The organism is Polaribacter sp. Hel1_85, assembly GCF_000766795.1.
Taxonomy (GTDB): domain Bacteria; phylum Bacteroidota; class Bacteroidia; order Flavobacteriales; family Flavobacteriaceae; genus Polaribacter.
This window is the reverse complement of the sequence record NZ_JPDS01000001.1, coordinates 644,088-668,355: the sequence shown is the minus strand read 5'-3', so window position 1 is coordinate 668,355 and position 24,268 is coordinate 644,088. Positions and strand designations below refer to the sequence as shown.

Annotated in this window: 17 protein-coding genes, 1 other RNA gene and 1 pseudogene; 10 read left to right on the top strand and 9 right to left on the bottom strand. The window is 28.9% G+C overall.

The window, feature by feature from the left end; genetic code table 11:
* The first annotated feature begins 25 nt into the window (after positions 1–25).
* The 7 genes from dnaJ (at position 26) to PHEL85_RS02880 (ending at position 9,549) form a co-directional block, all read left to right on the top strand.
* A complete protein-coding gene (gene dnaJ, locus PHEL85_RS02905) occupies positions 26–1,162 on the top strand; it encodes a molecular chaperone DnaJ (protein ID WP_036820811.1) in 1,137 nt (378 codons plus the stop codon).
* A 184-nt stretch (positions 1,163–1,346) separates the two neighbouring features.
* An RNA gene (rnpB, locus tag PHEL85_RS17300) (RNase P RNA component class A) lies at positions 1,347–1,648 on the top strand.
* A 234-nt stretch (positions 1,649–1,882) separates the two neighbouring features.
* Positions 1,883–4,660, top strand: coding sequence for a bifunctional aconitate hydratase 2/2-methylisocitrate dehydratase (locus PHEL85_RS02900; protein WP_036820808.1), 2,778 nt, complete (start codon positions 1,883–1,885; stop codon positions 4,658–4,660).
* 171 nt (positions 4,661–4,831) lie between these two features.
* Entirely contained in the window at positions 4,832–7,099 is a 2,268-nt protein-coding gene (locus tag PHEL85_RS02895; protein ID WP_036820805.1) for an aconitate hydratase, read from the top strand.
* 61 nt (positions 7,100–7,160) lie between these two features.
* Positions 7,161–7,856 carry a peptidoglycan DD-metalloendopeptidase family protein gene (locus PHEL85_RS02890; protein WP_036820803.1) on the top strand — a complete coding sequence of 232 codons (696 nt, stop codon included), beginning with the start codon at positions 7,161–7,163 and terminating at the stop codon, positions 7,854–7,856.
* 70 nt (positions 7,857–7,926) lie between these two features.
* On the top strand, positions 7,927–8,598 hold the full coding sequence (locus PHEL85_RS02885; protein WP_036820800.1) for a Crp/Fnr family transcriptional regulator: 672 nt from the start codon (positions 7,927–7,929) through the stop codon (positions 8,596–8,598).
* A gap of 75 nt (positions 8,599–8,673) precedes the next feature.
* Complete coding sequence (locus PHEL85_RS02880) at positions 8,674–9,549, top strand: anti-sigma factor (RefSeq protein WP_036820797.1); 876 nt, start codon at positions 8,674–8,676, stop codon at positions 9,547–9,549.
* A gap of 145 nt (positions 9,550–9,694) precedes the next feature.
* On the opposite strand, the gene PHEL85_RS02875 is transcribed toward PHEL85_RS02880, so the two are convergent.
* The 4 genes from PHEL85_RS02875 to PHEL85_RS02860 form a co-directional block, all read right to left on the bottom strand.
* Entirely contained in the window at positions 9,695–10,039 is a 345-nt protein-coding gene (locus PHEL85_RS02875) for a hypothetical protein (protein ID WP_036820794.1), read from the bottom strand.
* 184 nt (positions 10,040–10,223) lie between these two features.
* The gene (locus tag PHEL85_RS02870; RefSeq protein WP_036820792.1) at positions 10,224–11,405 is read right to left on the bottom strand and encodes an aspartate aminotransferase family protein; all 1,182 of its coding nucleotides are present in this window, start codon (positions 11,403–11,405) and stop codon (positions 10,224–10,226) included.
* 2 nt (positions 11,406–11,407) lie between these two features.
* Positions 11,408–13,048, bottom strand: coding sequence for an OstA-like protein (locus PHEL85_RS02865; protein ID WP_200882308.1), 1,641 nt, complete (start codon positions 13,046–13,048; stop codon positions 11,408–11,410).
* An 81-nt stretch (positions 13,049–13,129) separates the two neighbouring features.
* Positions 13,130–13,852: a DUF542 domain-containing protein gene (locus PHEL85_RS02860; protein ID WP_036820790.1), complete on the bottom strand. Its 723-nt coding sequence runs from the start codon at positions 13,850–13,852 to the stop codon at positions 13,130–13,132.
* A 292-nt stretch (positions 13,853–14,144) separates the two neighbouring features.
* Here PHEL85_RS02860 and PHEL85_RS02855 point away from each other — a divergent pair, with 292 nt between their 5' ends.
* Complete coding sequence (locus PHEL85_RS02855; protein WP_036820787.1) at positions 14,145–15,581, top strand: pyridoxal phosphate-dependent decarboxylase family protein; 1,437 nt, start codon at positions 14,145–14,147, stop codon at positions 15,579–15,581.
* Here PHEL85_RS02855 and PHEL85_RS02850 read toward each other — a convergent pair.
* Positions 15,550–16,770, bottom strand: a complete 1,221-nt coding sequence (locus tag PHEL85_RS02850; protein ID WP_036820784.1) for a hypothetical protein — start codon at positions 16,768–16,770, stop codon at positions 15,550–15,552. The genes PHEL85_RS02855 and PHEL85_RS02850 overlap by 32 nt on opposite strands.
* 3 nt (positions 16,771–16,773) lie before the next feature.
* On the bottom strand, positions 16,774–17,211 hold the full coding sequence (locus PHEL85_RS02845; protein WP_036820781.1) for an RrF2 family transcriptional regulator: 438 nt from the start codon (positions 17,209–17,211) through the stop codon (positions 16,774–16,776).
* Between the two features lie 197 nt (positions 17,212–17,408).
* Between PHEL85_RS02845 and ric the strand changes: the two genes are divergently transcribed.
* Both ric and PHEL85_RS02835 read left to right on the top strand, forming a co-directional pair.
* A complete protein-coding gene (ric, locus tag PHEL85_RS02840; protein WP_036820779.1) occupies positions 17,409–18,128 on the top strand; it encodes an iron-sulfur cluster repair di-iron protein in 720 nt (239 codons plus the stop codon).
* 197 nt (positions 18,129–18,325) lie between these two features.
* The gene (locus PHEL85_RS02835) at positions 18,326–20,125 is read left to right on the top strand and encodes a hypothetical protein (protein WP_036820776.1); all 1,800 of its coding nucleotides are present in this window, start codon (positions 18,326–18,328) and stop codon (positions 20,123–20,125) included.
* A gap of 75 nt (positions 20,126–20,200) precedes the next feature.
* On the opposite strand, the gene PHEL85_RS02830 is transcribed toward PHEL85_RS02835, so the two are convergent.
* From PHEL85_RS02830 to PHEL85_RS02820, 3 genes and pseudogenes are all read right to left on the bottom strand, one after another.
* The gene (locus PHEL85_RS02830) at positions 20,201–21,472 is read right to left on the bottom strand and encodes an adenylosuccinate synthase (protein WP_036820773.1); all 1,272 of its coding nucleotides are present in this window, start codon (positions 21,470–21,472) and stop codon (positions 20,201–20,203) included.
* 40 nt (positions 21,473–21,512) lie between these two features.
* The gene (locus PHEL85_RS02825) at positions 21,513–21,962 is read right to left on the bottom strand and encodes a Fur family transcriptional regulator (RefSeq protein ID WP_036820770.1); all 450 of its coding nucleotides are present in this window, start codon (positions 21,960–21,962) and stop codon (positions 21,513–21,515) included.
* A gap of 75 nt (positions 21,963–22,037) precedes the next feature.
* Positions 22,038–24,256, bottom strand: a pseudogene (locus PHEL85_RS02820) (RelA/SpoT family protein).
* Positions 24,257–24,268: the final 12 nt, after the last annotated feature.

Here is a 24,268-nt window from a genome sequence, read left to right as displayed (position 1 = left end):
TGTTAATTGATAATTGAAATAAAGAATGGCAAAACAAGACTTTTACGAAGTATTAGGAATTTCTAAATCTGCATCTCAAGCAGAAATTAAGAAAGGATATAGAAAAATGGCTATAAAATATCATCCAGATAAAAATCCAGATGATAAAACTGCTGAAGAAAACTTTAAAAAAGCTGCAGAAGCTTATGAGGTATTAAGTGACGAAAACAAAAAAGCTCGTTATGATCAATATGGTCACGCTGCTTTTGATGGTCCTCAAGGTGGCGGTGGCTTTGGTGGCGGTGGTATGAATATGGATGACATATTCAGTCAATTTGGTGATATCTTTGGAGGCGGTGGTTTTGGCGGCGGCTTTGGAGGTTTTGGCGGTGGTGGAGGCCAACGTCAAGCTAGAGTTAAAGGTAGTAATATGCGAATTCGTGTAAAACTAACTTTAGAAGAAATAGCTAAGGGTGTAGAAAAGAAAGTAAAAGTTCGTAGAAAAGTACAAGCGGATGGAGTAACCTATAAAACATGTACAACTTGTAACGGTTCTGGTCAGCAAATGCGAGTTACTAATACCATTTTAGGTAGAATGCAAACTGCAACTACATGTGGTACTTGTTCTGGAGCAGGAGAAATTATAAATAGCAAACCAAATGGTGCAGATGCTCAAGGTTTAATTACAAAAGAAGAAACTGTTTCTATAAATATTCCTGCAGGAGTTACAGAAGGAGTTCAATTAAAAGTAGGAGGAAAAGGTAATGAAGCTCCTGGAAAGAATTCTATAGCTGGTGATTTATTAGTTTTAATTGAAGAAATTCAGCATGAAACTTTAAAAAGAGAAGGAACTAATATTCATTTTGATTTATACGTAAACTTTTCTGAAGCTGTATTAGGAATTAGTAAAGAAGTTGAAACAGTTACAGGAAAAGTAAAAATCAAAATTGATGCAGGAACTCAATCTGGTAAAATATTAAGATTAAAAGGAAAAGGTTTACCAAGTATCGAGCGTTATGGAACTGGAGATTTCTTAATCCATATAAATGTTTGGACACCTCAAGAGTTAAATAAAGAACAAAAACAATTTTTTGAAAAAATGTCTGAAAATGAGAACTTTAAACCAAGTCCTAATAAGTCAGACAAATCATTTTTTGAAAAAGTAAAAGATATGTTTTCTTAAATAGATGTTAAGATTATTAAAATTGTAGTTTTTTTATAATAAAATATTTTTTTGTAACACATTTTAATATATATTTGTAGTGTTGTTGAGAAATCAGCAACACTTTTTCTTTTTCATAGCAATTTTTCCCACTCATTTATGAGTGGGTTTTTTTTATGATTAAAGAAAATAGTATATTATAGAAATTGCAGACTTATCTTATCGACTTATTAATAAGTAGGAAAGTCCGGACACCAAAGAGAAATCATAGCGGATAACATCCGTCCAACGAGAGTTGAGGACCAGTGCAACAGAAAGAATGTACAGTTAGGCTGTAGTGAAACCAGGTAAACTCTATGAGGTGCAATGCCATGTAAATTAGAGCTTGAGAGCTTCTCGCTCGATTCTAAAGGGTAGGCAGATAGATTCTAAGAGTAATTTTAGAACTAGATAAATGATAAGAGCCTTTTTAAGGAACAGAATTCGGCTTATTAGTCTGCATTTTTTATAAATTTATACAATCTTCATAATTAATCAATAAAATGAACATTTTATTGATTTAAATTCACTTAAATACAGAATAACTTTTTTTTATTCATTAATTAGAGCAATCTATTATTTATCTTTTAATATTGATATAAAAAATGTAAGTTTGCGACACTAAAAACAATAAAAACTTACTAGTAATTTCTTTAAGATTAATACAATCAAAAAGGTTTACAGTAATTAAAGATTTCTTTCATGAGTATTTATAAAGATTACCTTAAGCAAATAGAAGATCGAAAAGGTCAGGGACTTCATCCGCAACCAATTGATGGTGCTGAATTAACAAGTGCGTTAATTGAGCAAATTAAAGATTTAAATAATAAATATAGAGAACAATCTCTTAATTTCTTTATTTATAATATTTTACCAGGTACTACTAGTGCTGCTGGTGTTAAGGCTACCTTTTTAAAAGAAATTATTCTAGGAGAATCTCAAGTAAAAGAAATTACTCCAGCTTTTGCTTTTGAACAATTATCACACATGAAAGGTGGACCTTCAGTTGAGGTATTGTTAGATTTAGCTCTAGGAAATGATGCTGCAAATGCAGCTGAAGCAGCTAAAGTGTTAAAAACTCAGGTTTTTTTATATGAAGCAGATACTGAGCAATTAGAAAAAGCTTATAAAGCAGGTAACGCTATTGCAAAAGAATTAATTGAAAGTTATTCTAAAGCAGAGTTCTTTACAAAGTTACCAGAGGTTGATGAAGAAATAGAAATTGTAACTTTTGTTGCAGGTATTGGTGATATTTCTACAGATTTATTATCTCCAGGAGCAGATGCACATTCAAGATCAGATCGTGAATTACATGGTCAATGTATGTTTGAGCACAATAAAGAGATGCAAAATGAATTATTGGCTTTAAAAGCAGAACACCCAGATAAGCGTGTAATGTTAATAGCTGATAAAGGTACAATGGGAGTTGGATCTTCAAGAATGTCAGGTGTAAATAACGTTGCATTATGGACAGGTGTACCTTTTAGTAAATATGTACCATTTATCAATTTTGCTCCAGTAATTGCTGGTACTAATGGTATTGCACCAATTTTCTTAACAACTGTTGGGGTAACTGGTGGTATTGGTATTGATTTAAAAAACTGGGTAAAGCAAAAAGATGCTGACGGAAACACTATTGTTGATGAAGATGGAGAAGCAATCTTAAAGGAAGAGTATTCTGTTGCTACAGGTACAGTACTTACTATAAATACAAAAACAAAAAAATTATATAACGGAGACAAAGAGTTAAAAGACATCTCTACAGCTTTAACGCCACCAAAAATGGAGTTTATTAAAGCAGGAGGTTCTTATGCTGTTGTTTTTGGTAAGAAATTACAAACATTTGCTTGTAAAGTTTTAGGAATAGATGTTCCTCAAGTGTATGCCGCTTCAAAAGAAGTTTCTATAGAGGGACAAGGTTTAACTGCTGTTGAGAAAATTTTCAACAGAAACGCAGTAGGAACTACTCCAGGAAAAACATTACACGCTGGTTCTAACGTAAGAGTTGAAGTAAACATTGTAGGTTCTCAAGATACTACAGGTTTAATGACTTCTCAAGAATTAGAGATGATGGCTGCTACAGTTATTTCTCCAATTGTTGATTGTGGTTACCAATCAGGGTGTCATACAGCTTCTGTTTGGGATGATAAGTCTAAGGCTAACATTCCAAGATTAATGAAGTTTATGAATGACTTCGGATTAGTTACTGCACGTCATCCAGAAGGAAAATATCCTGCAATGACAGATGTAATTCATAAAGTGTTAAATGATTTAGCAGTTGATGATTGGGATGTAATTATTGGTGGAGATTCACATACACGTATGGCAAAAGGAGTTGCTTTTGGAGCCGATTCAGGAACAGTTGCTTTAGCACTAGCTACAGGTGAGGCTACTATGCCAATTCCAGAGTCTGTAAAGGTTACTTTTAAAGGTGAAATGAAATCTTATATGGATTTCCGTGATGTGGTTCATGCTACTCAAGAACAAATGTTAACTCAATTTGATGGAGAGAATGTTTTCCAAGGTAAAATTATTGAAGTACACATTGGTACTTTAACTTCAGATCAAGCATTTACATTTACAGATTGGACAGCAGAGATGAAAGCAAAAGCATCTATCTGTATTTCAGAAGATGATACTTTAATAGAATCATTAGAAATCTCTAGAGATCGTATTCAAATTATGATTGATAAAGGGATGGATAATCCTAAGCAAGACCTTAAAGGATTAGTTGATAAGGCTAATGATAGAATTATTGAAATAAAAACAGGAACTAAATCGGCATTAAAGCCAGATTCAGATGCGAAGTATTATGCTGACGTTGTTATTGATCTAGATAAAATTATTGAACCAATGATTGCTGATCCAGATGTAAATAATGAAGATGTATCTAAACGTTATACGCATGATAATATTCGTCCATTATCTTATTATGGTGGAACTAAGAAAGTAGATTTAGGATTTATTGGATCTTGTATGATTCATAAAGGAGATATGCAAATCTTAGCTCAAATGTTAAAAAATATTGAAGAGCAACAAGGTAAAGTAGAATTTAATGCTCCTTTAGTAGTTGCGCCTCCAACATATAACATTGTTGATGAGTTAAAATCAGAAGGAGATTGGAAAATTTTACAAAAGTATTCTGGTTTTGAATTTGATGATAGTGCACCAAAAGGGTTAGCACGTACAAAGTATGAAAACATGTTATACTTAGAGCGTCCAGGTTGTAACTTATGTATGGGTAATCAAGAAAAAGCAGAAGCAGGAGATACTGTAATGGCAACTTCTACTCGTTTATTTCAGGGTCGTGTTGTAAGAGATACAGATGAGAAAAAAGGAGAGTCTTTATTATCTTCTACACCAGTGGTAGTATTATCAACTATTTTAGGAAGAACTCCAACGATAGAAGAATACCAAGCTGCTGTTAAAGGTATTGTTTTAACTAAGTTTAAGCCTTCTACAAAGGTATTAGTAAGTTAATAACAAAATTACATTATAATTTAAAAAGCTCTAATCTTACGGTTAGAGCTTTTTTTATATAAAAAATATTCTATAAGTTATTCTTATAATATCATCATAAAAAACCATTTTCAAACTCGTTATATATTTTGTATATTTAGTTAATTAATAAATCTTTAAAATTATAATAATATGGCTTTTGATATTGATATGATCAAGAAAGTATATTCAAACGTTGTAAAACGTGTTGATGCTGCTCGTGAACTTACAGGAAAACCTTTAACTTTAGCAGAAAAAATCTTGTATTCTCATTTATGGGGAGAAACATCTAATAAAGCATTTGTAAGAGGTAAAGATTATGTAAATTTTGCCCCAGATAGAATTGCATTACAAGATGCAACTGCTCAAATGGCATTATTACAATTTATGCAAGCAGGTAAAACTAAAGTTGCTGTTCCAACAACAACACATTGTGATCATTTAATTCAAGCTAAAAACGGGGCGAGTTCAGATTTACAAACTGCTTTAAATACAAGTAACGAAGTTTTTACCTTTTTAGAATCTGTTTCTAATAAATACGGATTAGGTTTTTGGAAACCAGGAGCAGGAATTATTCACCAAGTAGTTTTAGAAAATTATGCATTTCCAGGAGGAATGATGATTGGTACAGATTCTCACACAGTAAATGCTGGTGGTTTAGGAATGGTTGCAATTGGAGTTGGTGGTGCAGATGCAGTAGATGTTATGGCAGGAATGCCTTGGGAATTAAAATTTCCTAAATTAATAGGTGTTAAGTTAACAGGGAAACTTTCTGGTTGGACTGCACCAAAAGATGTTATTTTAAAAGTAGCTGGAATTGTTTCTACAAAAGGAGGAACAGGTGCAATTGTAGAATATTTTGGACCAGGAGCAATTTCAATGTCTTGTACAGGTAAAGGTACAATCTGTAACATGGGAGCAGAAATTGGAGCAACAACTTCTACTTTTGGATATGATGCTTCAATGGAGCGTTATTTACGTGCTACAGAAAGAGGTGATGTTGCAGATGCTGCAAATGAAGTAAAAGATTATTTAACAGGTGATGCTGAAGTGTATGAAAACCCAGAACAATATTTTGATCAAGTAATTGAAATTAACTTATCAGAACTAAGTCCTTTATTAAATGGGCCTTTTACTCCAGATTTATCTACAAAAGCTGGAAAAGATATGACAAAAGCAGCAAATGATAATGATTGGCCTTTAAAAGTTGAATGGGGATTAATAGGTTCTTGTACAAACTCTTCTTATGAAGATTTATCTCGAGCAGCTTCAATTGCACAACAAGCTTTGGATAAAAATTTAGGTATAAAAGCAGAATTTGGAATTAATCCTGGTTCTGAAAAAGTAAGATATACAGCAGATAGAGATGGAATTTTAGGAGTTTTTGAAAAATTAGACGCTAAAATATTTACAAATGCTTGTGGACCATGTATTGGTCAATGGGCAAGATATAGTGATCCTGCCAATGCCCCTAAAAACTCAATTATACATTCATTTAATAGAAATTTTGCTAAACGTGCAGATGGTAACCCAAATACGCATGCATTTGTAGCTTCACCAGAAATGGTTGCAGTAGTTACTATTGCTGGTCGTTTAGATTTTAATCCGATTACAGATAAACTAATCAACAAAAACGGTGAAGAAGTAATGTTAGATGAGCCAACAGGTTGGGAGTTACCTCCAAAAGGTTTTGAAGTAAAAGATGATGGGTATTTAGCCCCAGAAAAAGATGGAAGTAGAGTTGAAATTAAAGTAAACCCAGACTCAGAAAGATTACAATTATTAGAACCATTTACTCCTTTAGGAAATGATTTAACAGGCGTAAAATTATTAATAAAAGCACATGGGAAATGTACTACAGATCATATTTCTATGGCAGGACCTTGGTTACGTTATAGAGGTCATTTAGATAATATTTCTAACAATTGTTTAATAGGTGCTGTTAATGATTTCGGTATGAAAACAAATTTTGTTAAAAACCAATTAACAGGAGAATATGGAGGTGTACCTGATACAGCTAGAGCATATAAAGCTGCAGGTGTTAAAACGATGGTTGTTGGAGATCATAATTATGGAGAAGGTTCTTCTAGAGAACATGCTGCAATGGAACCAAGACATTTAGGTGTTGCTGCTGTTTTAGTAAAATCTTTTGCAAGAATTCATGAAACCAACTTAAAAAAACAAGGAATGTTAGGTTTAACATTTGCGAATGAAACAGATTACGATTTAATTCAAGAAGATGATACTTTTAACTTCTTAGACTTAAATGAATTTGCACCTGGAAAACCTTTAACGATAGAAGTTGTTCATGCTGATGGAAGTAAAGATGTAATTATTACGAATCATACATATAACCAAGGACAAATAGAATGGTATAATGAAGGTTCTGCTTTAAACTTAATCAAAAAAGAAAACGCTTAATATTTTAATTATTAATTTCAAACTCCTGAAGAAATTTAGGAGTTTTTTTATTTGACTCATTATGTCTGTAGAAGAGTTCAATCAATTTTTAAATAAGATATCAGAAGAACCAATAAATATTATTGATTCAAATATAACTATAGAAAAATATATACCAATTGTTATATCTAAAGAAAATAAAGATTTGACAAAATTTAATATTTCTTCCTCTAAAGAATGGGAAGAATATATTCTTTCTTATTTAAAAATAAATAAAGCTGAAGTTGCTTTTGGCGGGTATTTAGAAATAAGGAATATTTATGACAGAAGTGATTATTTTAAAAATTTAGTAGAAAAAGAAAAAAGAAACATTCACTTAGGAATTGATTTGTGGTGTAAAGACAAAACTAAAGTTCTTGCAGTCTTAGATGGTGAAATTCACAGTTTTAAAAACAATGATAATTTTGGAGATTATGGCCCAACTATTATTTTAAAACATCAAATTAAAAATGAAATATTTTATACTTTATATGGTCATTTATCTTTAAATTCTATAGAAAACTTACAAGTAGGAGACCTTGTTTTAAAAGGAAATGTAATTGGTCTTTTAGGGAATTCTTCAGTAAATGGAGATTATGCTCCACATTTACATTTTCAAATTATTAAAAATTTAGAAGGTAATTTTGGAGATTATCCTGGAGTTTCATCCGAAGAAAAAATTGATTTTTATAAGACAAATTGCCCAAATCCTAACTTATTACTCAAATTACCAATTTAATTTATTTGTTTTTGTAAGCTATTAAAGAGTTTTTAGACTTTTATAATAACGAATGTAAAAGCAAACTATTATGAATAATTTTTGGTTTTTTGATAATGTAAATTTATTCAATCTTCTTTGTCCTCATAAATTTAAAGAATATAAAGAATGTCACACTTTTGATTCTTATAAAAAAAGCGATTATGTTTATTTTGAGGAAGATGCTGCTAATAAAATTTATTTGATAGAAAAAGGTAAAGTAAAGTTAGGATATTACACAGAAGAAGGAAATGAGGTTGTAAAAGCAATTTTAACCAAAGGAGAACTGTTTGGAGAAAAAGCAATTTTAGGAGTAGAAAAGAGAAATGAATTTGCTCAGTCTATAGATGCTTCTACCTCAATTTGTCCAATAGGAGTAGAGACTATGCACGATTTAATGAGAGATAATAAAACGTTTAGTCTAAAAATTTATAAGTTTTTAGGCCTTCGTTTTAAAAAGTTAGAAAGAAGATTACAATTAATTTTATTTAAAGATACTAGAACTCGTTTTTTAGAATTTATGAAAGAATTATGTGAAGAATATGGTCATGATTGTGAAAAAACTGGGGATAAAATAATTGAACATCCATACACTCAAAAGGATATTGCATCTTTAATTGGAACTTCTAGATCTAACTTAAATGTCTTAATGAATGAATTAAAAGAAGAAAATATCATTAATTTTAATAGAAAAGAACTAAGATTACTTCAAAATATTGCTTAAGTGTTCGCTAGCTAACATTTCATGATTTGTTAAGCTTATAACTTTGTCATCAACATTAACATAAATAATAAAAAGATGAAAAAAGTTTTAAATTTAGCAATCGCATTTACAATGGTAACGTTCTTTGTTGCATGTAATAGTGAAGAAAACACACCAACAACAGGAAATTTAACAGTAGACTTTACGGGTTTAGAAGAATTAGGATCAGATTTTGTTTACGAAGGATGGTTAATTGTAGATGGAAGTCCTGTAAGTACAGGTACTTTTACAAGTGTCTCTTTTCCACAAACGTATACTGTAGGTATTGATGATTTAGAATCTGCAAGTACTTTTGTACTATCAATAGAGCCAGCAGTAGATTCTGATCCTGCACCAGCAGCAACTAAAATTTTAGCAGGAGATTTTTCTGGTAATTCTGCTTCTGTAACTTCAACAGGTATCGTTGGAGATTTTAGTGATTCTTGGGGAAAATATATTCTTGCAACGCCAACAGATGCTGATGATTCTAATGAAGCAAGTGGAGTTTGGTTTTTAGATAACTCTGATGCACCTACTGTAGTTGCAGGTTTAAGTTTACCAATTTTAACAGATGGATGGAAATATGAAGGATGGGTTGTTTTAAATGGAACTCCAGTAAGTACAGGTACATTTTCTGCAGTAGATTTAGCAGATGATAATGCAGCAACTTCACCTTACAAAGGATCAATAGGAAATGGACCCGGTTTTCCTGGAGAAGACTATTTAACAGGTTCAGCAGCAGGAGTAAATTTTCCAACAGATTTAAAAGGAGCAACCATTGTAATTTCTGTAGAACCAATCCCTGATAATAGTACAGCACCTTTTACACTAAAACCCCTAGCACATGTTGTTCCTGCAAATGCAGAAAACCATACAGTTATAGATATGGGAGCAGGACCTCAAATTAATTTATCTGGAAGTGTAACTAGATAACAGAAAAAATATAATCTACTATTATGTTAATGGTTGATTTATTTAAAGGGCAATTATGTAAATAATTGCTCTTTTCTGTGTATAAAAAATGCTCAACATAGTTAAAAACTATTATTGAGCACCAACTAACCAACCAGTTGTTTTTTTATTTCGTATTAATTTTTACTGGAATGATGTAAATTTCACCTTTTTTAATGTTTTTTAAATTGATTTTTTTGTAATTCAATTTTTGTTTTACAAACGATTTAAATTCTGATGCTTTTGTATCTACAGAGATCACAACAACTTCATTATTGTTATTTATAATAAATGAGATTTCTGCTTTACAAGATTCTTTTAAAGTAATAGGAATATTGTCGCCTAATAAAGAAACAATTTCAGTTCTTAATGTTTTAGTACTTTTTGTAGGTTTATTTTCTGTTGCTGTAACAGAAAAAATAGTTGATAAACTAATTGCAATAACAGTAATGATGGTTTTTAAGGTTTTCATAATAAGTGTTTTAGGTTGAATGTATATTGTAAAGACGATACATTTTAAAATGAGTTACAGTAAAAAATCATTTTAATATAACCTTAACGCTATTTAACTGAAATTAAGAATTTATTGAATAACTTTAAGAGATTCAATTAAATAAAGAAGGAAAAAAAAGTTTCTAGAATTTTAAAAAAAATAATTATTTATTGACTTCTTCAATAGAACCTAAAAGAATTTTACAACCTTTTATAATTTCTTCATCAGAAATTGTAAGTGGAGGAGTAATTCTCATTGCGCTTCCTTCAAATAATAAGAAGAATAGAATTAATCCGTTTTCTAAACATTTATGAACCACTTTTGCAGCTAATTCTGGAGATTCTAAAATTACAGCTAACATTAAACCTTTTCCTCTAATTTCTTTAATTGAAGGATGGTTTAAATGTTTTTTAATTAGTTTTTCTTTTCTTAAAGATTCTTTTATAAAATTATTTTTAATAATTTCTTTCACTGTTGCAACACCAGCAGCAGCAATTACAGGATGACCTGCAAACGTAGAAATATGTCCTAATTTAGGATTGTTTTTTAACAAACTCATATTTTCAAATGAAGAAATAAACGCGCCAATTGGCATTCCGCCACCTAAACCTTTACCGGTAATTATAATATCTGGAATTACGTTGTAGTTTTCGAATCCCCAAAAAGTTCCTGTTCTACCAATTCCTGTTTGAATTTCATCTAAAATTAATAAAGCTCCAACTTCTTTACAACGTTCTTTTACTTTTGATAAAAAATCGTTTTGTGGTTCTATAAAACCTGCGCCACCTTGAATTGTTTCTAAGATTACAGCAGCAGTTTTAGTTGTAATTATATTGATTTCAGTTTCATTATTAAAGGCAATAAATTTTGTACCCGGAATTAAAGGTCTAAAAGCCGAATTCTGTTTTTCTACACCAGAAACACTCATAGCACCCATTGTGTTTCCATGATAAGAGTTTTTTGCCGCTATTATTTCTGATCTATTTGTAACTCTTTTTGCTAATTTTAAAGCGCCTTCTGTAGCTTCTGTTCCAGAGTTTGTAATGTAAACAGAATTGAGATTCTCTGGCGAATTTTCTACTAATAATTTACACAATTCTACTTGTGGTTGTTGAATAAACTCACCATAGACCATTACGTGAGAATATGAATCTAATTGCTTTTTAATTGCTTCTGTAACTTTAGGATGATTGTGCCCTAAACTATTTGCAGATACACCAGCAACAAAGTCTAAATATTCTTTACCTGAAGTATCATAAATATAACTCCCTTTTGCTTTAGCGATTTCTATAGCAAGTGGGTGAGGTGAGGTTTGAGCTTGATATTTAAAAAAATCGTTTTTCAAGTTTATTGATTTTTAAAAGAAATGTCTTTCTTTGGTAATTTGCGATCTCCTTTTGTCTTAACTTTCTTTTTTTGATCAATTATTACAGCTGGTTTATTTGCTTTTTCACCTTTTTTAGTAGGAATATCCTTTTTATTATCTTTAATAAAAATATCTTCCATCTTTTTGGGTTGTTCATCTTCACGCCAAATAAATCCTTTCAGTTCTCTTACATCATCTGGTAATTGAGACGGAGGATATGTATTACCATCAGATTTTTTTAAATACTTAATGGTTTCTATTTCTCCTTTATCTAGAGTAAATTCAATATTACTAGAAATTTCTTTTGTAATCGTTTCTAAAACTTGAGTTTCTTCATTTCTATTAAAATAAACAGATTCAGCATTTCCTTTTACCAAAAGTAATCTAAGTTTGTTGTCCTCAAATTTACCAAACATATTTCTACCTTTAATCTGGTTGAAATCCTTTTTAGAAACAGTATCTTTTGTAATAATAAATGAATTATTTAAAACTTTTAAAGAATCTAATTTTTCTGTTTCCACATTAGATAGTAAATGAATTGTATCTCCTGTTATTTGATTTTGATCAGACCAAATTACTGGGTTTTTAAACATTTTTGTTAAACCTGTTTCTTGGTTTGTATGTATAGAATCACATTTTCCTTGTAAATCAGATTTAAAAATCTTTACATTATGAAAAGTTCTAATGATTCTTTTTTTAGGTTTACCCGTAATCAAAATAGTATCTCCATGAATAAACATAGAATCTTTATCTACAATTGAAATTGCAACTGCTCTTTTAACGATAAAAAGGGAATCTTTTAATTCAAAAATTTCTGCGTAGTTCCCTTTTGTAATAAAATTCTGAACAGTATCTATAACTTTAATATTATTTGTTGCAGAAGCAAACCCTTTTTTCTTATCATAATATAAACTATCTCCTACAACTGTTCTTTCTTTTAAATAGAGCTTTGCATTTTTTACAAAATGAGAAACATCGGTTTTTGTATTGTAAAATCCTCTTTCACAATAAATTCTATTTTCGTTTTCGGTGTTAGTTATTGTAGATGGACCGTATAAATAAGTAAGACCAGAATTGGTGTAATAATCTAAATGATTAGATTCTAAATGATGTTCTGGGTTTACAACAGTAACTCTAGTTGTTGCTGTAAATTTTTTGTTTTCTAAATAAAAGTTTCCGTTTTTACTTTTTAAAGTATTGGTTTGATCTTTTATAGTAGCATAACTTGTATAATACAATTTTTGATTTAATCTATCAAAATGAAGTGTATCAGTAGTTAAAGTCATTGTTGGGTCTTTTAAAACCACATTTCCCCAAGACAATGCTTGTTTAGAGTTTGCGTCGTAATCTGTATAATCACTTTTTTGCGTAATTGTATCTCCTTGCTTAATAAAAACTTTACCTATGGCTTTAAAGAAGTTTTTTTCTTTATAAAATAATGCTTGTTGGCTTGTTAAAATAATTCCATCATGAGTCATTTTTACATTACCAATTAAAATAGTAGCACCAGGATATTTCTCTTCATTGGCTTCTTGAATTTCAGCCTCATAATTTATTTTTTTTGTTTGTGAAAAAACAAATGAAGTGATACATAGAAAAAATAGAATCAGTATTCTTTTCAAATTGATAAATTTGTCGCAAAAATAATGAAAAGAATATAGCTAGCTATTAAAGAAAAGTGAAATTTAATTTTATTATACTTTTTAAACCTTATAAAATGACCTTTCTAATTTTTTTGCTTTGGGGAATAAAATATTATTCTCTATATGTATATGCTTATACAATTCTTCTTCAAACTGTTGTAGTTTAAGATATAGTATTTTATAAGAAATACAAGCATCTCGAGGTAGAAAGTAATTATTAGTTAGTTTAGAAATTTGTTTAAAAGCATATCCAACTTTTTCATGATCATCTTCTAGAGAGTCTATAGGTTCATTTAGAGGTGAATTTTTTGTATCAGGGATATGATTTTTATTTTTTGCTACTATTAGCTTTTTAATATAAGGAAAAATTGTGTTTTCTTCATTTCTCATATGTTCAAGAATATACTCTGTAATTTCTTGAATTAAAACATTAACTTTTTTAAGCTCTTTATATTCTTTGCCATAAATTTTAGTTACTTTTTCGCCATATTCTCTTAAAAATAGAATGTTTTCTTCTTTATAATCATGATGAATATTTACTAAGAAATCTATTAGAAAATCTAATTCCCAAGAATTATAATCTTTTAAGTAGTAAATGTTATCATTTACAGCATTTAATTCTTTAACAATTTGTTTTAAATTAACATTTTGTTCTTCGCATGCTTTTGATAATAGCATGTCTCCATGACAACTAAAGTCAATTTTGTGTTTTCTAAATATAGGGGCAGTATTTATGTTTTTTGTAACAATTGTAGCAACATTTTGTTTAAGTAAATCCTTCATATCATAAGACTTAGAATTTAATACAAATTTGACCTACTTTTTGCGGATAAAAAATGACTTTTGTCACTATTTTATAAAATCATAAATGAATTCATGATTATTATATGATTATCGAAAAATGAAGGCTTAAAATAAAAATAAATACTATAAACCCAATTTATTTTAATAAAATAACAAATTTTTTAAAAAAAGATGAAATATCTACTTAAATTATAATTATTTAATAAAAACATGACTTTTATTATCATTTTTACATTTAAGTTGATGTAATTTGCGCTAAAATTAAATATTAATGAAATCACCTTTTGAACTTTCTAAAGAAGAAATGCAATCTTATGGCTATAAAATTGTAGATATTATTGTAGATCATTATACAGATGAAGAAAATAAAAAGCCTGTAATAAAAGCCTCTAGAGAAGAAATGGATTCTATTTTTTTAAGTGAAGCTCCAGAAAATGCAAGTCCTGCTAACGAAGTTTTAGATTTTGTAACAGAAAATGTGCTACCAAATAGTAATATTTCATCGCACCCAAAATCTTTTTCATTTGTACCAGGACCAAGTAATTTTATTAGTACTATGGCAGATTCTTTAGCAACAGGATTTAATATTTTTTCTGGTGGATGGTTGCTTTCTCCTGCTGCTGCAGAATTAGAAATTGTAACGATGAACTGGTTGTTAAAAATGTTTAATTTTCCGGTTACAAAAGGAGGAGGAATATTTACAAGTGGTGGTTCTATGGCAAATTTAACAGCAATAGCAACTGCAAGAAGAATAAAATGTGGAAGTGAGTTTTCTAATGCCATTATTTATTTATCCGATCAAGCACATTCATCAAATATTAAAGCAATTAGAGTTCTTGGGTTTAAAAAAGAACAAATAAAAATAATTCCAACAGATTTAGAGTTTAAGTTTAGTATTAATAAACTTAAAAATGAAATTGCTAAAGATAAGTTAGAAGGTAAAAAACCTTTCTGTATTATTGCAACTGCCGGTACAACAAATACAGGTACTGTGGATGCTCTTAACGAAATTGCAGATATTTGTGAGAAAGAAAATCTTTGGATGCATATTGATGGTGCATATGGAGGTGCAGCAATTCTTTCTAAAAAAGGAAGCAAAGCATTGCAAGGAATTGAGCGTGCAGATTCTTTAACAGTAGATCCTCATAAATGGTTTTTTCAACCTTATGAAATAGGTTGTTTATTAGTTAAAGATGAATCTTGGTTAAGTAGTACTTTTAGTGAAAAACCAGAGTATTTAAGAGATATTGAAGGAAATGAATCTGAAATTAATTTTTACGATTATGGAATTCAGTTAACAAGGAGATTTAGAGCATTAAAATTTTATATGTCTATTAAAACTTATGGATTAAATGCATTTAAAAAAGCAATTTCTTATAATATTGACTTAGCAGACCAAACAGAAGATTTATTAAGAAAAAGTAAATCTTGGGAAATTGTTTCTCCTGCTACTTTAGCTATTATCAACTTTAGATATAATCCTTTAAATAAAGATCTTTCAGAAGAAGAATTAGATAGGTTAAATCAAGAGATTTCAGCAAGAGTAGTTGCCTCTAAAGAAGCTCTTTTAGTAACTACAGTTTTACAAAATCAAGTAGTTATTAGAATGTGTTTAATTAATCCTAAAACTACTTTACAGCATATCAAAGACACTCTAAATCAATGTGATGATTTTGCTAAAGAGATTCTTTTGGAGTGGAAAAAGTAGATTTTAAATTAGAAAAAAATACTCCTATAATACCAATAGGCATTAATGCAGAGACAATTATTAAAAGAATGTAATAGTTTTCTATAATAGATAACTGTTGCCAGTTAGAAAATCCTTTGTAGAAGATTAATATTTCAGAAAGTATAAAACCTATAAGATACATAATTAACCATTTTTTTGGGATGGATATTAGTTTATTTTGATGAAGAAAATACAATAAAGTTAGACTTATAATACCTAAAAAAACAAGGTGTAAATATCCAATTACAAAATCTTTAATTTGAAATGATAATGTTGCAAAATAAGGAATTGTAGTGATAGACTGCATTGCTATTTTTATAGAAAAAAGGATAAAAACAAGGTTTAATAATTTATAAAAAAAGAAGGAAGTACTATTTTTTATAATTGCCTTATATTTTTTAATGAGTTGATATAACTTTAAAAATGCAAACAGCTGATAAAATACGCCTATTATGGCTAAAAAATAAACAATAAAAGGAGGATCTGTCCATAAAAAAGATAAGAACAAAGTAAGAACACAACTATAAACCATCAGCCTGTAAAAATCAGTAATTACTTTTTTAGGAATAGAAACAGTATTTTTTTCTAATAAGTAAAAAAGTAAACCAAGTAAGCAAAAAGTAAACCATCCATTGTATTGAAAATGCAAATAGAAATAAATTGCATTTTTATACCAATGTGATGTACTTCCAAGAGTATTCATAATAATACCTAAAGCCCAAGGACCAATACTAGAAGTTATCATAAATATTAGTGATGTATATATAAATTTTGATGCATAACTATCTTTATTAAAACTATTATTTTTTCTATAAAAGCCATAAAACCAATAGGAACAGATTAAAAATAAGGTGGAAAATATTATAGAGAACAAGGCATAACCAGTTATTGGAAAGCTAATAAGCATTCCTATAAGTGTAATTTGTGTAGCAAAAAATAGTTTTAAATACTTTTTTTGGGCTTCACTTTTTATAAATAAATGAAATATTAAGGTTGTTAAACCTACATAAACCCATCCTAAAAGAGCTATGTGAGAGTGGGTGTGTACAATAAATTTATAATTTGCATTTATATTTATTGTTGGAAAAAGACGAAGAATAATACCTAATGATGAAGCAATTAAAAAGTAAGCTAACGCTATAAAACTTTGTGTTTTTGCTTTAATCATTTATTAATTATAAAATTCTGATGAAATATCCTTATTAGTATATACTTTAGCCATTTCTAAAATTGTTTTATCCTTTAATTTTTTTATCAACTCTTTCTTAAAAGGCATATACAAATGATGTACAACACATGGTTTTTCGTCACTACAATCAGGCTGACCTAAATAACATTGATTAAATTTTTCAATATCATCTAAACAATCTATTATATTAAATAATGTCTTTTTTTCATTTTCTTTAGAAAGATAAAACCCTCCATGTGGGCCTTTTATAGAAGATATTATTCCCTTTCTTGTTAACTCTTGTAATGTTTTTGCCAAAAAAGGAGCAGGTATGTTTAATTGATTTGCTAATTTTTTTGAACCTAATTTCTTTTCTTTTGAAGTTTTATTTGCTAAATGCAATACTGCTGTAATTGCATATTTACTTGCCTTTGATAACATACTCTCTTTTTTTATACAAAATAATAAGACAAATGTATCTTTTTATATGATAATTATCATGATTAATACTTTTAAAGTAATATAAATTTGCGTCAATAAAAGACTTTTTTATCTTTTATTTTCCTCCAAAAATAGACCTTAAAATATAATATATATTTTAGGTTTATTTAAATAGAATTTTAAAGAAAAATAAAATAATGAATATTACAGAGAATAACACAGTAGCAGAAGTTGTAACAAATAACATAAAAACCGCAGATGTTTTTAAAAAACACGGAATTGATTTTTGCTGCGGAGGAGGAATAACGATCAAAAAAGCTTGTGAAAAGTATAACGTTTCATTTGAAGAAATGGAAAAAGAACTATCAACTATTAATAATCCAACTTCAAATGCTTATAATTATGATAACTGGAAATTAGATTTCTTGGTAGATCATATAGAAAATATACATCATAGTTATGTAGAAGAAAATACATCGTTAGTGTTACAATACGCAGCAAAAGTTGCTAAAGTTCATGGACATCATTATAAAGAAGTGGTTGAAATTAATAAACTTTTTATTGGAGTAGCACAAGAATTAGCAGCTCACATGAAAAAAGAAGAGTTAATTTTATTTCCTTTTATTAAACAATTGGTAAAAGCAGATAAAGAAGGAATAAAAGCAAATCAGCCTCATTTTGGAACAGTAAATAACCCAATTGCAATGATGGAAGATGAACATGAAAATGCTGGAGATATTATGAAAGAAATTAAAAAGTTATCAAACAATTTTACTCCACCAGAAGGAGCTTGTAATACTTTTAAAGCATTGTACGCTAAGTTAGAAGAGTTTGAGCAAGATTTGCATCAACATATACATTTAGAAAACAATATTTTATTTCCTAAAGCAATACTTTTAGAGCAAAAAAATAAATAATATTTCCATTATAATATAAGAAATGAGTGTTTAAAGAATTTAGCACTCATTTTTTTATATAAGATTTTCACCTTATCATATAAAATATTTTTCACTTTTTAAGCTCTTATCTTAAGTGATAATAATCATGTTTTTCAGCTTTAAAAAGAAATACATTGCAAGCTTATTTAAAATTAGTTAAATATTTAAATTAAAAAATGAAAAACGCACATTCATTTCATATTCCTGTTATGGGAATCGGATTCACAATAGATTCACCTTTAAAAGTTGCGCAATATGGTATAGATTCTGTTATTTCTTTAGTAGATGACATTTTAGTAGAAAAAATGCGAAAAGTTTACAGTGAAAAATTTGAAATTCCTTACAAAGAGATTTCAGATAAAGTTGATGATTTTAGAGCAAAAAGAATAACTTCTTATTTAAATTTATTACACGATCAAACTGAAGAAAAATTTAATCAGCTAAAGAATATAACATCAGAAAAAAGCAAGGCTTTAAAAGATTATATTCATATGTTACCAGAATATTCTTCTCTTAAAAAAGAGTTTACTAAACTTACAGAAGAAGGCGTAGATTTTTCTAAAATTAAAGATTGGGCACATAAAAATTTATCAATGGGTAGTATTGATGTAAATATTATGACCAAGATTGATAAAGGAAATTACCTTAATAAAGAATTACTACCTATAGAATATAATGATGCTCATGCAGCTTTAAGAGGTTTTTCTGAAAGTAAATTATCTTCTTCTTTAGTGCTTTCTGCAGGTATGAATCCAAGATTATATTCTTATATGAGTAATTTTAATGATTTTTTTCCTGATGAAAAAGGAAACATTAAAAAGAAAATTATTTTAAAAGTAAGTGATTACAGATCAGCTTTTATCCAAGGTAAATTTTTGGCAAAAAAGGGTTTATGGGTTTCCGAATATAGAATAGAGTCTGGATTAAATTGTGGAGGACATGCTTTTGCTACTGAAGGTTTTTTGATGGGCCCTGTTTTAAAAGAGTTTAAAGAAAACAAAGAAGTTCTAAAAAGCCAAACCCAATCATTGTTGATAGATGCTTTAAAAGAAGCTGAAAGGATTTTACCAATAAATGATTTAGAGTTGAAAATTACAACTCAAGGTGGAGTAGGGACAGATGAAGAACATTCGTTTTTAATGGAAGAATATGAGTTAGATTCTGTAGGTTGGGGAAGTCCATTTTTATTAGTTCCAGAAGCAACAAGTGTTGATAAAAAAACAATGGAGCAATTAGTACAGGCTAAAGAAAAAGATTTGTATTTAAGCAATAGTTCTCCTTTAGGTGTTCCTTTTAATACATTAAAAGGAAATACAAAAGATGATCAAAGACAAATGCTTATAGATAAAGGAAGGCCAGGTACATCTTGTCCTAATAAATTTATCGCTTTAAATTATGATTTTAAAGAAACAGGTTTATGTACAGCTTCTAGAGAATATCAGTATTTAAAATTGAAAGAAATTGATGCTTTAGAGCTCTCTTCTGACGAAAAAGAAAAGCAAGTAAATAAAGTTACAGAAAAATCTTGTATTTGTGTTGGCTTGGGTACATCAACCTTAATTTTAAATAAAGTAAGTACAAAGAAAACTGGAGATGGAGTTTCTGTTTGTCCAGGCCCAAATATGGCTTATTATGATAAAATAATGAGTTTACGTGGTATTACAGATCACATTTATGGTAGAAGTAATATGTTAACGAGGTTAGATAGACCTAATATATTTATTAAAGAATTATCTCTTTATATAACTCATTTACAAGATAAAGTAGAAGAGGTAAAGTCTAATTTTGATAAAAAACAATTAAGATCTTTAACTAAATTTAAAAAGAATTTAGAAGCAGGAATTAATTATTATAATGAAATATTTACTGCACAAAAACAAGCTTTTGTAGAACATAAAGAAGCACTTTTATATGCGCTTCAAATGGAACAAAGCAAACTAATGTTAATTGGTGTAGAAATAGAAAGTCTGAAATAAATAATTATTTAATATAAAAAAAGCATCTTTCAAATTAATGAAAGATGCTTTTTTATGTATTAAAATTACTAAGAATTATCTCGTAATTGTTTGTTTTCTATCTGGACCAACAGATACAATAGATACAGGAACTCCAGTTTCTTTTTCAATAAAAGCTACATAGTCTAGTAAGTTTTGAGGTAATTGATCTGCAGTAGTCATTTTTGTTAAATCATCTTGCCATCCTTTAAATTCTGTATAATTTACAGAAACATTTTCTGGCTCAATATTATATGGTAAATGGCTAATTTCTTCTCCTTTGTAATTGTAAGTAGTACAAACTTTTAATGTATCAAATCCAGATAAAACATCACCTTTCATCATCATTAGTTGTGTAACTCCATTTACATCTACAGCATATTTTAATGCAACTAAATCTAACCATCCACATCTTCTTGGTCTTCCTGTTGTTGCACCAAATTCATGACCAATTCTTGCCATATCTTCACCATCTTTATCAAATAATTCAGTAGGAAAAGGACCAGAACCAACACGAGTTGTGTATGCTTTAAAAATTCCAAAAACTTCTCCAATTCTATTTGGAGCAACTCCTAAACCTGTACAAGCACCTGCAGCTGTTGTATTAGAAGATGTTACAAAAGGATAAGTACCAAAGTCGATATCTAATAAAGAACCTTGAGCTCCTTCTGCTAAAATTGTTTTCTTATCTTTTATTGCTTGGTTTAAAAACTCTTCACTATCAATAAAAGCTAATGTTTTTAGTTTGTCAATTCCTTTACAGAATTCTGCTTCTAATTCTTTTAAATCATATTCTACTTGAACATCAAAAAATTCTAACATTTTAATATGTTTTGCTGTTAAAGCATCATATTTTTCTTTCCAGTTTTCTAATTCTAAATCTCCAACTCTCATTCCGTTTCTACCAGTTTTGTCCATATAAGTTGGGCCAATTCCTTTTAATGTAGAACCAATTTTAGCTTTACCTTTAGAGGTTTCTGAAGCAGCATCTAACAATCTATGTGTTGGTAAAATTAAATGTGCTTTTCTAGAAATTAATAATTTAGAAGTATAATCTATATCGTGTTTATCAAGATTTTCTAATTCTTTTTGAAAAATAACAGGGTCTATTACAACTCCATTTCCAACTACATTTAAAGCTGTTTTATGGAAAATTCCAGATGGAATTGTATGTAAAACGTGTTTACGTCCATCAAAAATTAATGTATGTCCTGCATTTGGGCCACCTTGAAAACGTGCAATGATGTCGTAATTTTTGGTAAGTACGTCTACTATTTTTCCTTTACCTTCATCTCCCCATTGTAATCCTAGTAATAAATCTACAGCCATTAGTTGTGTTAATTTGTTGTTTGTGTTGTTGTATTGTTAATTAAGATTTGTTCTTTTTTGTTCCGTAAAAATATAGTGAGTGATTGTGTATGTTAATATCAAACACTTCTTCTATGGTTTTTTTTATGATTTGAATACGAGGATCACAAAACTCTTTTACGTCTCCAGAATCTGTAAAAATAACGTGGTCATGATTTTTATCGAAATAACTTTTTTCATAACGCGCCATAGATTGCCCATCAAACTGATGTTTTCTAACTAAACCGCAATCTAAAAGTAAATCTATGGTATTATAAAGTGTAGCTCTACTAACTCTATAATTCTTGTTTTTCATTTTGATATATAGAGATTCTATATCAAAATGTTCATCAGCTGCATATATTTCTTGAAGAATAGCATAGCGTTCTGGAGTTTTTCTATGCTTATTTTCCCCTAAATATGTAGTGAAAACTTTTTTTACTATTTCTTGATTTTCAAGAGAATTACTCATTTATGAATGATTTTTTACAAAAAAACAAAAATACAGTTATTTCTGAATTAAATAAGACTTTTAATGAAATGATATTTACAAAGTATTAACACGCTCTACTTTTTTGATTCCATCTATTTTGAGTAGGTTTTTCATTAACTTATTTAATTGCGAAATATTTTTAACACTAAGAGAAAGTTTACCATCAAAAACACCTTCATCTCCTTTAATATTTATACTGTGAATAAAAACCCCATATTGCTAGATATAATGCGAGTTACATCATTTGCCATACCTTGATTATCAACCCCAGAAATATTTAAAATTACTTTAAAATCTTGTTTTGTAGAATCAATCCATTTTGCCTGCATAATTCTATAGGCATAGTTAGATTGTAAAGAAATTGCATTTGGACAATTCATTTTGTGAACTTTTATTCCATCATTTATTGTTAAAAAGCCAAAAACTTTATCTCCAGGAATCGGGTTACAACATTTAGAAAGTTTATAATCTAATTTTTGCTCTTCTTTACCAAAAACTAAAGCATCAAATTTTTCTGTAACTTCTTGTGTTTCTGTATATTCTTTTTCTGCGGTATTTCTTCTTAATTTTGTTTTAAAGAAATTTAAAATTTTACTGTTTCGTTGAGAAACATAGGCTTTTAATTGTGTATTATCTATAGCACCATTACCAATTCTAAAGAATAAATCGAAACTTGTTCTTAATTTAAAATAATTAACTAATTCATTAATAGTTTTATCATTAAAAGCAATTTTTAAATGACGTAGTTTACGCATTAAAACAGCTTTTCCTTCTTCTGCAATTAGTTTTTCTTCTTCATTTAATGCGGCTTTAATTCTTGCTTTAGCTCTTGCAGTAATAACAAAGTCTAACCATCTAGCGTTTGGTTTATTGGCAGAACTTGTTATAACTTCTATTTGGTCTCCACTTTTTAGCTTATGACTTAAAGGCATTAATTTACCATTTACTTTTGCGCCTCTACATTTTAAACCAACATCTGTGTGTATTGAAAATGCAAAATCTAATGCAGTCGCATTTTTTGGAAGAGATTTTAAATCTCCTTTTGGTGTAAAAACATAAATTTCTTTTGAATATAAATTTAGTTTAAAATTTTCAACAAAATCTATCGCATTTAAATTCTGAGTTTCTAATGTTTCTTTTAATTTATTTAACCAATTTTCTAAACCATTATCTCTACCTACACCTTGTTTATACTTAAAATGAGCAGCATAACCTTTTTCTGCAATTTCATTCATTCTACTAGAACGAATTTGAACTTCTACCCATTGAGAATCTGGTCCAACAACTGTTATGTGTAAAGCTTCATAACCCGTAGATTTTGGTTGAGAAATCCAATCTCTTAAACGAGTAGGATTTGGTTTAAAGTAATCCGTTACAATTGTATAGATTTTCCAAGCATCAAACTTATCATCATTAGAATTAGGATTATAGATAATTCTAATTGCATATTTATCATAAACTTCATCAAAAGTTACATTTTGATTAATCATTTTTTTACGAATGGAATAAATGGACTTAAAACGACCTTTTATTTCGTAATCAAAATTCTCTTTATCTAAACCAGATTTTAAAGTGTCTTCAAATCGTTTTAAATAAACTTGTTGATCTTCTTTACTTTCTTTTATTTTACTTAAAATACTATTGTAAGCTTCTGGTTCTGTATATTTTAATCCTAAATCTTCTAACTCAGTTTTTATGTTATATAAGCCCAATCTATGTGCCAAAGGAGCATAAATGTACAAAGTTTCTGAAGCAATTTTTACCTGTTTATGAGGTGGCATTGCATCCATAGTTTGCATATTATGGAGTCTGTCTGCAATTTTTATCAAAATAACTCTAACATCATCATTTAATGTTAAGAGCATTTTTCTAAAATTTTCTGCTTGTATAGAAGCGTCTTGTTCTTTATTTAATCGAGAAATTTTGGTAAGTCCATTTACAATTTTTGCAATGGTTTTACCAAAAAGGCGTTCCATATCATCTGTAGTATATTCTGTATCTTCAACAACATCATGCAATAGGGCAGAAGCAATAGAAACAGCATCTAAACCTATTTCATAAGCTACAATTTTTGCGACAGCAATAGGATGGTAAATATAAGGTTCACCAGATTTTCTACGTTGTTTAGAATGTGCATCTACAGCAATATCAAAGGCTTTTCTTATAAGTTCTTTATCTTCTTTAGACAAAACTTCATAAGTACCTTTTAGCAAATCTTTGTAACGATTTGCAATTTCTTTATTTTCTTCTTCTATAGTTGCAGTATATTTCAAAAAAAGACTTTT